The sequence below is a fragment of the Micromonospora sp. AP08 genome (assembly GCF_008085935.1).
Classification (GTDB): Bacteria; Actinomycetota; Actinomycetes; order Mycobacteriales; family Micromonosporaceae; genus Micromonospora; species Micromonospora chersina.
This window is the reverse complement of record NZ_VSEZ01000021.1, coordinates 62,787-74,079: the sequence shown is the minus strand read 5'-3', so window position 1 is coordinate 74,079 and position 11,293 is coordinate 62,787. Positions and strand designations below refer to the sequence as shown.

General features: G+C 72.0%; 9 protein-coding genes and 1 tRNA gene. 7 read left to right on the top strand and 3 right to left on the bottom strand.

From position 1 onward, the window contains the following. Nucleotides 1-103: 103 nt before the first annotated feature. The 3 genes from FXF50_RS26385 to FXF50_RS26375 form a co-directional block, all read right to left on the bottom strand. Complete coding sequence (locus tag FXF50_RS26385) at nt 104-910, bottom strand: WecB/TagA/CpsF family glycosyltransferase (protein ID WP_091316125.1); 807 nt, start codon at nt 908-910, stop codon at nt 104-106. Beyond that, nucleotides 907-1,998: an NAD-dependent epimerase/dehydratase family protein gene (locus FXF50_RS26380; RefSeq protein ID WP_187399831.1), complete on the bottom strand. Its 1,092-nt coding sequence runs from the start codon at nt 1,996-1,998 to the stop codon at nt 907-909. The genes FXF50_RS26385 and FXF50_RS26380 overlap by 4 nt, the downstream gene beginning before the upstream one ends. Nucleotides 1,999-2,085: 87 nt before the next feature. Then, nucleotides 2,086-2,171 (bottom strand) — tRNA-Leu (locus FXF50_RS26375). A gap of 208 nt (nt 2,172-2,379) precedes the next feature. On the opposite strand from FXF50_RS26375, the gene FXF50_RS26370 reads away from it, so the two are divergent. The 7 genes from FXF50_RS26370 to pknB all read left to right on the top strand — a co-directional run bounded on the left by FXF50_RS26370 (nt 2,380) and on the right by pknB (nt 11,282). Further along, on the top strand, nt 2,380-3,168 hold the full coding sequence (locus FXF50_RS26370; RefSeq protein WP_107078574.1) for a DUF3662 and FHA domain-containing protein: 789 nt from the start codon (nt 2,380-2,382) through the stop codon (nt 3,166-3,168). A 6-nt stretch (nt 3,169-3,174) separates the two neighbouring features. Then, nucleotides 3,175-3,660, top strand: coding sequence for an FHA domain-containing protein (locus FXF50_RS26365; RefSeq protein WP_074315675.1), 486 nt, complete (start codon nt 3,175-3,177; stop codon nt 3,658-3,660). After that, nucleotides 3,657-5,096 carry a PP2C family serine/threonine-protein phosphatase gene (locus tag FXF50_RS26360; RefSeq protein WP_148431632.1) on the top strand — a complete coding sequence of 480 codons (1,440 nt, stop codon included), beginning with the start codon at nt 3,657-3,659 and terminating at the stop codon, nt 5,094-5,096. Before FXF50_RS26365 ends, FXF50_RS26360 begins: the two co-directional genes overlap by 4 nt. A gap of 85 nt (nt 5,097-5,181) precedes the next feature. Beyond that, complete coding sequence (locus FXF50_RS26355) at nt 5,182-6,612, top strand: FtsW/RodA/SpoVE family cell cycle protein (RefSeq protein WP_187399832.1); 1,431 nt, start codon at nt 5,182-5,184, stop codon at nt 6,610-6,612. Then, nucleotides 6,609-8,114 carry a penicillin-binding protein 2 gene (locus FXF50_RS26350; RefSeq protein WP_148431630.1) on the top strand — a complete coding sequence of 502 codons (1,506 nt, stop codon included), beginning with the start codon at nt 6,609-6,611 and terminating at the stop codon, nt 8,112-8,114. Before FXF50_RS26355 ends, FXF50_RS26350 begins: the two co-directional genes overlap by 4 nt. A 1-nt stretch (nt 8,115) precedes the next feature. Further along, nucleotides 8,116-9,462 carry a serine/threonine-protein kinase gene (locus FXF50_RS26345; RefSeq protein WP_148431629.1) on the top strand — a complete coding sequence of 449 codons (1,347 nt, stop codon included), beginning with the start codon at nt 8,116-8,118 and terminating at the stop codon, nt 9,460-9,462. Continuing rightward, on the top strand, nt 9,459-11,282 hold the full coding sequence (gene pknB, locus FXF50_RS26340) for a Stk1 family PASTA domain-containing Ser/Thr kinase (RefSeq protein WP_148431628.1): 1,824 nt from the start codon (nt 9,459-9,461) through the stop codon (nt 11,280-11,282). The genes FXF50_RS26345 and pknB overlap by 4 nt, the downstream gene beginning before the upstream one ends. Nucleotides 11,283-11,293: the final 11 nt, after the last annotated feature.

The window sequence follows — 11,293 nt, the reverse complement described above, 5'->3', positions numbered from 1 at the left end:
GTTCGTCATCGACGACACGGGGGTGAACGTCTCCTGAGCCAACCTCTCCCACCGGCGTCCGGCGGTCCCCCTCACGGGTGGCCGCCGGACGTCGTTCCCGACGTCAGACGTCGAACGTGGCCGGGCGCTCCGTCGCCGGGGGCGGCGGGGTGGCCTTCCACAGGCCGGTCTTCTGCGCGGCCAGCCGGGCCAGGTAGGCCGGGTTGAGGATGAGGTAGCGGCGCCAGAGCCGCTTCGGCTCCAGGCCGAGCCGCCAGAACCACTCCAGGCCGGCCCGCTGCATCCACGGTGGCGGGTTGCGCAGCAGCCCGGCGTGGTAGTCGAACGCCGCGCCGACGGCCATCAGCGGCATGTCCAGCAGCGGCCGCATGGCGTACGCGAAGACCTCCTGCCGGGGGCAGCCCAGCCCGACCAGGACGAGCCGGGCCCCGCTGGCCTTGATCCGGTCGGCGATCTCGGCGTCCTCGCCCGGCTCCAGGGACCGGAACTTGGACGGCTCGACACCGGCGATCTTCAGCGCCGGGAACTTCCGCTCCAGGGCCGGGATGAGGCGGGACAGGGTCTCCTCGGTGGAGCCGTAGAGGTAGACCGGCAGCCCCTCGTCGGCGAAGCGGGCGAGCACCCGGAGGGTGAGCTCCGGCCCGTAGACCCGGTCGGTGAGGCCGGCGCCGTGCAGCAGGTTGAGCGCCCAGCGCACCGGCTGGCCGTCGGGGGTGACCACGTCGAAGGAGTTGAGCCGGGCGTTGTGCGCCGGGTCGAGCACCCCGGTCATCACGCCGTGCACTGCCAGGGCGGTGAGGGCCAGCGGGCGGCGGTCGTGCGCCGCCGCGACCACGGCCTCGGTCGCGCGGGCGTAGTCGGTCGCGTCGACGAGTACGCCGAGCACGTTCCGCTTGGTGCCGGTGGTCATGCCTTCGGCACCCACTTGTCGACGTTCGCCTCGTAGATCTCCCGGAGGATCATCGGCACGTCGTAGGTGATCTTCCAGTTCGGGTAGTGCTTCTCGAACCGGGCCATGCTGCTCACGTACCACTGGTGGTCGCCGGTGCGGGCCTGCTCGACGTAGTTGATCTTCGCCACCCGGCCGGTGATCTCCTCGGCGATCCGGAACGCCTCGATGTGCGAGGTGTTCGAGTGCCGGCCGCCGCCGAGGTTGTAGACCTGCGCCGAGCGCGGCTCGCGGAAGAACGCCTCGAACGCGGTGAGCACGTCCCGCGAGTGGATGGCGTCCCGGACCATCTTCCCCTTGTAGCCGAACAGGTTGTACGTCCGGCCCTCCATGACGCAGCGCATCAGGTAGGCCAGGAAGCCGTGCAGCTCGGCGGCGGAGTGGGCCGGGCCGGTCAGCGTGCCGCCCCGGAAGCAGGCGGTCTTCATGTCGAAGTAGCGGCCGTACTCCTGGACCATCACGTCGGAGGCCACCTTGGAGGCGCCGAAGATCGAGTGCAGCGACTCGTCGATCGACATGTCCTCGGTGATGCCGTCGTACCAGTGGTGGTCCTCGGGCAGCTCGTAGCGGGTCTCCAGCTCGATCAGCGGCAGGGTGTTCGGGCGGTCGCCGTAGACCTTGTTGGTCGAGCAGTGGATGAAGGGCGCGTCGATGGCGTGCCGCCGGGTGTTCTCCAGCACGTTGAGAGTGCCGCCGGCGTTGACGTCGAAGTCGGTGTACGGCTCCTTGGCGGCCCAGTCGTGGCTGGGCTGGGCGGCGCTGTGGATCACCACGGCGATGTCCGAGCCGTACTTCTTGAAGACCTGCTCCAGGCCGTCCCGGTCCCGGATGTCCACGGCGTGGTGGGTGTAGGCACGGCCCAGCTCGGCGGCGAGGCGGTCCAGGCTCCAGGCGGTCGACCCGTCCTCGCCGAAGAAGTACCGGCGCATGTCGTTGTCGATGCCGACCACGTCGAGACCGAGGCCGGCGAAGTGCCGGGCCGCCTCGGAGCCGATGAGACCGCCCGAGCCGGTCACCAACGCGACACTCACACGCCACTCCTGGTCCATCGGGGCAGGGGAACCATCGGAGCATAGCGTGATGTCCGGCACGCCCCGATACGGCGCGAGGGCCCCGCTGTCGCGGAGCCCTCGTGATGGTGGGGAAGGGGGGAGTTGAACCCCCACGCCCTTTCGGGCACACGGACCTGAACCGTGCGCGTCTGCCATTCCGCCACTTCCCCGTGGCTGACCTGCAACACCGTATCTCATCCCGCTCCCGCCATCTGCGGCGGGTGCCCGGACATATTACGCTGATCCCGGTCATCGCCACGAGCGATCACCGTTCGTGGCGGACGAAACTTTAGCACGTCCGCGGGGCTGGTCACGAACGGGCTGCCGGCCACCGGCCGAGCGGCGTGTGAGCTGCGGAGGCGGTGTCCAGATACCATCATTGCCTCGGGACCCGAGGAGGAGCCGGTGAGCGTGCTGCAACGCTTCGAGAAGCGTCTGGAAGGCCTGGTAGAGGGGGCCTTCGCCAAGGTCTTCAAAGGGGTGGTCCACCCCGTGGAGATCCTCAACGCCATGCAGCGGGAGGCCGAGGCGCACAAGGCGATCCTGGCCGGTGGGCGCACGTTGGTGCCCAACCGCTACGTGATCGATCTCTCGCCCTACGACCACAGTCGGCTGGCGCCGTACGCCGCCGCGCTGGCCCAGGAACTGGCCCAGTCGCAGGCGGAGTTCATCGGCGAGCAGGCCTGGACGGTCTACGGCGACGTGATCGTGGAGGTCGAGCGTGGTGAGGGGCTCGACACCGGCATGTTCCGGGTCACCGCGGAGGTCTACACCGGTGGCGAGGTCGCCCCGGTCTCCGCGCCCGGTGGCTACGACGCCGGCCCGGCCTACCCCGCGTACGACCAGGGTGGCGGCTACGGCCCGCCGCCGGGGCACGGCGGTGGCCGCAACGTCCGCCTGGTGTCCGGCGACGGCCGCACCTACCCGCTCCAGATGGGCTCGACCGTGATCGGCCGCGGCGACCAGGCCAACCTGCGCCTGCCCGACGTCGGCATCTCCCGGCGCCACGCCCGGCTCGACTTCGACGGCGGCCAGGTCGTGCTGACCGACCTCGGCTCCACCAACGGCACGATGGTCAACGGCCAGCGCGTGTCCGCGGTCGCCCTCAACCCGGGCGACATGATCCAGCTGGGCACGACGACCCTGACCTTCCGCGTGGACGGCTGACCCGCGTTGCCGGAACTCGTCATCACCGTCGCCCGGTTCGGGTTCCTCATCCTGCTGTGGATCTTCGTGTTCACGGTGGTCGGAGTGATCCGCAGGGACCTCTTCGCGGGGGCCCGGTCGGGTCGCCTGGTGGCCGCGCCGCGCGCGGTCGGGGCCTCGACCGGGCAGGCGGCGAAGCCGGCGAAGGTGAAGCGGGGCAGGGCCGCGCACCAGCTGGTGGTCACCGCCGGTCAACTGGCCGGCACCCGGATCACCCTCGGCGAGGCCCAGATCACGATCGGTCGCGCCGAGGACTCCACCCTGGTGATCACCGACGACTACGCCTCGGCGCGGCACGCCCGGCTCGTGCCGCGCGACGGGCAGTGGTTCGTCGAGGACCTCGGATCGACTAACGGCACCTACCTGGATCGCGCTAAGGTCACCGGACCAACCCCCGTCCCCCTCGGCGTGCCGATCCGGATCGGCCGCACTTCCCTCGAATTACGGCCATGACTCTGACCCTGCGCTATGCGGCCCACAGCGACCGCGGTCTGATCCGAGACGGTAATCAGGATTCCGTCTACGCCGGGCCGCGGCTTCTTGCCGTTGCCGACGGCATGGGCGGCATGGCCGCCGGTGACGTCGCCAGCAACATCGTCATCGGTGCCATGGCGCCCCTCGACGAGGACGTCCCCGGGGACGCCCTCGTCGACGCGCTGCGTTCCGCCGTCGGCACCGCCAACCAACAGCTCCGCGACACCGTGGACGCCAACCCGCAGCTGGAGGGCATGGGCACCACGCTCACCGCGACCCTCTTCTCGGGCAGCAAGCTCGGCATGGTCCACATCGGTGACTCGCGGGCCTATCTCCTGCGCAACGGCGAGTTCGCCCAGATCACCAAGGACGACACGTACGTCCAGATGCTCGTCGACGAGGGCCGGATCAGCGCGGAGGAGGCGAGCAGCCACCCCCAGCGCTCGCTCCTCACCCGGGCGCTGGACGGTCGCGACATCGACCCGGAGTACAGCGTCCGGCAGGTGCTCCCCGGTGACCGCTACCTGATCTGCTCGGACGGCCTGTCCGGCGTGGTCAGCGCGGACACCATCGCCGACACCATGCGCGAGTACACCGACCCGCAGCAGTGCGTGGAACGCCTGGTGCAGCTCGCCCTGCGCGGCGGCGGCCCGGACAACATCACGGTGATCATCGCGGACGCCACCGACCAGGACATCGTCGAGGCGTCCCCGATCGTCGGCGGCGCGGCCGCCCGCGACCGCGGCATGGCCACCTCGGCCGACGTCTCCACGCCGGCGGCCCGCGCCTCGGCGCTGTCCGCCCCCCGGGCGCCCGCGCCCGAGGAACCGGTGGACAACCGCGACGACGAGGCCGACCGGCGCCGCCGGCACCCGCTGCGTACCGCGGCGATGCTGCTGGCGCTGCTGGTCATCGTCGGGGGCGGCGTCTTCGGCGGGTGGAGCTACACCCAGCGCCAGTACTACGTCGGCGCCACCGACGACGGGCAGCTCGCCGTGTTCCGGGGGGTCCCGGGCCAGGTAGCCGGGCTCGACCTGTCCAACGTGCACGCCACCAGCGAGGCCAAGCTCGACGACCTCACCCAGGCCGCACAGGAGCAGGTCAAGCAGGGCATCCAGGCCAAGAGCGAACCGGACGCCGAGCGCCGGCTGGCGGAGCTGACCAGCGACGACCCGGCCAACCCGAACCTGAAGCCGCTCTGCCTGCCCAGCCCGACGGCCGGGCCGGCCAGCCCGACGCCGTCCGTGACCGCCAGCCCGCTGGCCCCGGCGGTCAGCGGCAGCGCCGTCCCGCCGGCCAGCGCCACGGCCACGCCCACCGCGGGGCCCACGACGACGCCGACCACCACGCCCGACGCCGTCCCCTCCGACACCGTTCCGCCGGTCGACCCGGCCGGCTGCCGGTCGCCGGAGTGAGCGCCGGCTCGACCCCGAGGACGCATTCGTGACCGCAGCCGCCGTACCGGCAGCCTCGCCCGCCTCGACGGGCGAGCAGCCCGGCGTGCGCCTGGCCCGGTCCCGGCGTAACGCCGAACTGTCGCTGCTGCTGCTCGCCATGGTGCTCGTGGCGGCGTACGCGGCGACGGTCGAGGCGAACGTGCTGGACACGGTCACCCCGGACTTCTGGATCCCGGCCGCCGCGCTGGGGCTGGTCTTCCTGGGCCTGCACCTGGTGATCCGCTGGCTGGCGCCGTTCGCCGATCCGGCGTTGCTGCCGGCGGTCGCCCTGCTCAACGGCATCGGCGTCGGCTTCCTGCGCCGCTACGACCTGGCCCAGGCCGCTCCCGAGGAGCGGGAGAGCCTGGCCATCTTCGCCGGCACGGGCGGGCGGCAGCTCGCCTGGACGCTCGGCGCGGTGGTGCTCGCCGCCGCGCTGCTGGCGATCATGCGGGACCACCGGTCGCTGTCGCGGTACGCGTACACCCTGGGGCTTGCCGGCATCGTGCTGGTGATGATCCCGGCGGTGCTGCCGGGCCGGTTCTCCGAGGTCAACGGGGCGAAGCTCTGGATCCGCCTCGGCGGCTTCCAGATCCAGCCCGGTGAGTTCGCCAAGCTCGCCCTGCTCACCTTCTTCGCCTACTACCTGGTCCGTAAGCGGGAGGTGCTGTCGCTGGCCAGCCGGCGGGTGCTCGGCATCGACTTCCCGCGGGGCCGCGACCTCGGCCCGGTCCTCGTGGTCTGGCTGATCAGCATCCTGGTCCTGGTGTTCGAGAAGGACCTGGGCACGTCGCTGCTCTACTTCGGCATGTTCGTGGTGACCCTCTACATCGCCACCGAACGGGTCAGCTGGCTGCTCATCGGCCTGATCCTGTTCTTCGGCGGCGCCTACCTGGCGTACGTGCTGGGCAGCACGGTGGGTGGCCCGTTCGCCAACTTCTACGACCGGGCGCAGATCTGGCTGGACCCCTTCGCCGAGCCGTACGACCGGGGCTACCAGCTCGTCCAGGGCCTGCTCACGCTCGGCACCGGCGGCCTGTTCGGGGCCGGCCCGGGTGGCGGCCAGCCCACCCTGCTGCCCGAGGTGCAGACCGACTTCATCTTCGCCGGCATCGGTGAGGAGATCGGCCTCTTCGGCCTCTCCGCGCTGCTGGTGATCTACCTGCTGATCGTCGAGCGGGGCCTGCGGGCCGCTCTGGCGGTGCGGGACTCGTTCGGCAAGCTGCTCGCCGGCGGCCTGGCCTTCACCCTGGGCCTGCAGGTCTTCGTCATCGTCGGCGGGATCAGCAAGCTCATCCCGCTGACCGGCCAGACCACGCCGTTCCTCTCCGCCGGCGGTTCCTCGCTGATGGCGAACTGGCTGTTGATCGCGGTCCTGCTTCGGGTCTCCGACGGCGCCCGCCGGCCGGTGACCGGAGGCGGCCCGGCGGCCCGGCCGTCCGGCGCCCCGCCGGAACAGCTGCACGGTGCCCCCACGGAGGTGATCCGGCCGTGAACGCACCCCTGCGCCGCGTCGGCGTGGTCGTCATGATCCTGTTCGGGCTGCTCTTCGCCAACCTGAACTGGATCCAGGCCTACAAGGCCGACGAATACCGCAACAGCGACTACAACGGCCGGGTCCAGGTCGCCGCGTACGACCGGAAGCGCGGCAACATCGAGGTCGGCGGCACCGCGTACGCCCTCAGCAAGGACACCAGCGGCAGGCTGCGCTTCCTGCGCACCTACCCGGCCGGCGAGGAGTACGCCCACGTGCTCGGCTACCAGCCGGTCAACGGGACCGCGACCGGCATCGAGCGGACCGAGAACCAGTTCCTCGCCGGCACCAGCGACCAGCTCATCGGCAACCGGGTGAAGGACATGTTCACCGGGAACAAGACCGGCGGCGGCAACGTGCTGCTGACCCTCTCCAAGCGGGCCCAGGACGTCGCGTACAAGCAGCTCCAGAACAACGAGGTCGGGGCGACCAGGGGCGCGGCGATCGCGATCGACCCGCGTACCGGCGCGGTGCAGGCGCTGGTCTCCATGCCGAGCTTCGACCCGAACCCGCTGGTCAGCCACGACACCGGTGCGGCGGCGAAGGCGTACAACGCGCTGGACAAGGACCCGAACCGCCCGCTGGCGAACCGGGCGCTCTCCGAGACGCTGCCGCCCGGCTCCACCTTCAAGGTCGTCGTGTCGGCGGCGGCGCTGGAGAGTGGCTACACCAAGCAGACCAAAATCCCGGCCGGGGACAGCTGGACCCCGCCGACGTCGGGCAAGCCGATCAAGAACGCGGCCGACTCGATCTGCCCGCAGGAAGAGGTGACGCTGATCCAGGCGCTCACCGAGTCCTGCAACACCGGCTTCGCGCAGCTCGGCGTGAAGCTCGGCGCGGACAAGATCAAGGAGAAGGCCCGGCAGTTCGGGTTCGAGCAGGAGGACCTGACCGTCGGCCAGTTGGGCGAGGGCGGCCTGCCGGTGGCGGCCAGCCGCACCGGTGAGATGACCGCGCCCGGCGGGGCGACTGACCCGGGCGCCCTGGCGCAGTCCTCGATCGGCCAGCGCGACGTCCGGATGACCCCGCTCCAGGGCGCGCTGATGGCCGCGTCGATCGCCAACGGCGGTAGCCAGATGCGGCCGTACCTGGTCAAGCAGCTGCTCGCCCCGGACCGCACCACCAGCTACTACACGGCGAAGCCGCGCGAGCTGCGCCAGCCGGTGAGCGGGCAGGTCGCGGCCGACCTGCGGGACATGATGGTCAGCGTGGTCGAGAACGGCACGGGCAAGTCAGCCCGGATCGGTGGCTACACGGTCGGCGGCAAGACCGGCACCGCAGAGTCCGGCCCGGGCACCCCCGACCACGGCTGGTTCATCGGCTTCGCCCTGGACAAGAACGGCACCCCGATCTCCGCGGTCTGCGTGGAGCTGGAGCGGGCCGGCTCGGGCGGCAGCCACGAGGCGGCCCGGATCGCTGGCAAGATCATGGCGGCGGCCATCGCCGACGGCGGGGGCCGCTGACATGCTCGCCCCCGGGGTGCAGCTCGGCAACCGCTACCGCCTCGACGAGCGGATCGCCAGCGGTGGCATGGGCGACGTCTGGCGCGGCACCGACCAGGTGCTGGGCCGGACCGTCGCGGTCAAGAGCCTGCTCCCCGCCCTGCTCGACGAGCCGGGCTTCGCCGAGCGGTTCCGCGGCGAGGCGCGCACCATGGCCACCATCAACCACCCCGGCGTGGTCGACGTCTACGACTTCGGCAGCGACCAGCAGATCGCCTTCCTGGTGATGGAGTACGTGGAGGGCGACGCGCTCTCCTCGACGCTCAGCCGGGTCGGCCGGCTCACCCCGGCCCGCACGATGGCCCTGCTGGCGCAGGCCGCGGACGCGCTGCACGCCGCGCACGAGAAGGGCATCGTGCACCGCGACGTGAAGCCCGGCAACCTGCTGGTCCGGCCCAACGGCACGCTGGTGCTCACCGACTTCGGCATCGCCCGTTCCGACCTGGTCGGCCAGCTCACCGCCGCCGGCTCGGTGCTCGGCACCGCCTCGTACATCTCGCCCGAGCAGGCCACCGGCGCCGTCGCCACCCCCGCCTCCGACGTGTACGCCCTCGGCGTGGTCGCCTACCAGTGCCTGGCCGGCCGGCGGCCCTTCGAGGGGGACAACCCGCTCGAGATCGCCATGAAGCACGTGCGCGAGGCGCCCCGGCCGCTGCCCGCCGACATCCCGCCGCAGGTCCGGGCCATCGTCGAGCGCGCACTGGCGAAGGACCCGGCGGCCCGCTGGCCCAGCGCCTCCGCCCTGGCCAGCGTCGCCCGGCAGGCCAAGCTCGCCCTGTCGCAGCAGGCGCGGGGCGGCCACCCGATCTCCGGCGTACCCGCCTCCCCGGCCGCACCGGCCGCGCGGGCGCAGGTCCCGACGGCCACGCGACCGCAGCCCCGCCCGCCCGCGGTGCCGGCCCGCCCGCCGGTCGCGCCGCGCCCGACCGCGGTGGCGCCGGCCCCGCCGCCGCGCCCGCCGGTGGCGCCGCGCGGCGCGGCGGCCGTCCCGCCGCCCCGGCAGCACGCCCCCCTCGGGTACGCGCGACCGCCGGTCGCGCCCGCGCCGCGTCGGTCCCACGCCGGGCGGTGGCTGCTGGCCGTCGTGGTGGCCGTGCTGATCCTGCTGTGCTCCGGCGTGATTTCCTACAAGATCCGGGACAACGCGACGGCCGGTGACCCCGGCGCGCTTGCTCCGGTGGGCGTGACCTCCGGCGCGCTGCGGGCCCACGGGGGCGACTATCCGGCCCCCACGTCGTACCGTCGTGGGGTACGGCTCCAGCCGGCTGGCGGCGAGACGACGACGAGCGAAGGACGAGAGACGCGATGACAGCGCAGGCCCGCCTGCTCGGTGGCAGGTACCAGGTCGGCGAGCTGCTCGGCTACGGCGGCATGGCGGAGGTGCACCGTGGTCGCGATCTCCGGCTCGGTCGGGATGTCGCGATCAAGATGCTCCGCGCCGACCTGGCCCGGGACGCGACCTTCCAGATGCGGTTCCGCCGGGAGGCGCAGAACGCCGCGTCGCTGAACCACCCCGCCATCGTCGCCGTGTACGACACCGGCGAGGAGACGGCCCCGACCGGCGAGACACTGCCGTTCATCGTGATGGAGTTCGTCAACGGGCGGACCCTCAAGGAGGTGCTCGGCGCCGAGGGCCGGCTCCAGCCGCGCCGGGCGCTGGAGATCTGCGCCGACATGTGCGCGGCCCTGGAGTTCAGCCACCGGCACGGCATCATCCACCGGGACATCAAGCCCGGCAACGTGATGCTCACCCAGACCGGCCAGGTCAAGGTGATGGACTTCGGCATCGCCCGGGCGCTGGCCAGCGGCGCCACCACGATGACGCAGACCAGCGCGGTCATCGGCACGGCGCAGTACCTCTCCCCGGAGCAGGCGCGCGGCGAGGCGGTCGACGCCCGCTCCGACGTCTACGCGGCCGGCTGCGTGCTGTTCGAGCTGCTCTGCGGGCACCCGCCATTCGTCGGCGACAGCCCGGTCAGCGTCGCCTACCAGCACGTACGGGAGCAGCCGCCCACGCCGAGCACCATCAACCCGGACGTCAACCCCGCCGTGGACGCCATCGTCCTCAAGGCGCTGTCGAAGAACCCGCTGAACCGCTACCAGAGCGCCGGCGAGATGCGGGCCGACCTGCTCCGCGCCGCCGCGGGCCGTCCGGTGCTGGCCACCCCGGTCATGCCGGCCGAGGAGACCATGCCGATGGCGCCGGCCGCGGCCGGCTATCAGCAGACCCAGGTGATGGGGCCGCAGACCCGCCAGCAGCCGCCGGCGGCCCGGGTCGGCGACGCGCGCAAGCGCAAGAGCTCGGGCTGGGTGATCGCCACCTTCGCCGCGCTCGGCGTGCTCGCGGTCATCGCCCTGGCCACCGCCCTCTGGCTCAACCAGACCGGCGCCGAGAAGGTTTCCGTGCCGCGGCTGCAGGGCCAGAGCCAGGCGGACGCGCAGGCAGCGCTCACCCAGGCCGGGCTGCGGTTCACGGCGGGCGAGCCCGTGCAGAACGCCACCTGCGACAAGGGCACCGTGGTCGGTCAGAACCCGGCCCCGGGGCTGCGGGTGGAGAAGAACAGCGCGGTCACGGTCCAGATCTGTGGCGGCCCGAAGCAGGTCATCATCCCGCCCGGCCTGGTCAACTCCACGCTCGAGAACGTCCAGGCGCAGCTGGAGAACCTGGGCCTCAAGGTCGACGTCAAGGAAGTGGACGGCAGCGCCCAGAAGGGCACCGTCACCAAGGTCGACCCCAAGTCAGGCAGCAAGGTTCTCGAGAACTCCACGGTCAAGGTGGAGGTGTCCCGGGGCAACGTGAGCGAGGTGCCGAACGTGGTCGGCCTCTCGGAGGACGAGGCGACAAGGCTGCTGGAGAACTCCGGCTACAAGGTGCGGAAGCTGGACGGCGACGAGGTCACACCGGACAAGGTCGGCAAGGTCAGCCGGCAGAGCCCCAAGGCCAACTCGAGCCTGGCTCGGGGCGAGCGGGTGACGATCTACGTCGACATCCCCCTGCCGGAACCGACCGAGAGCGCCAGCCCGGGCACGCCGTCCCCGGGCGCGACGCCGACCACCCCCGGCACCGGGGGCGGCGGTGGCTTCCCGTTCCCGACCACGACGCCGCCGACCCGGCTCAGCCAGCCCTGACCCGACAGCTC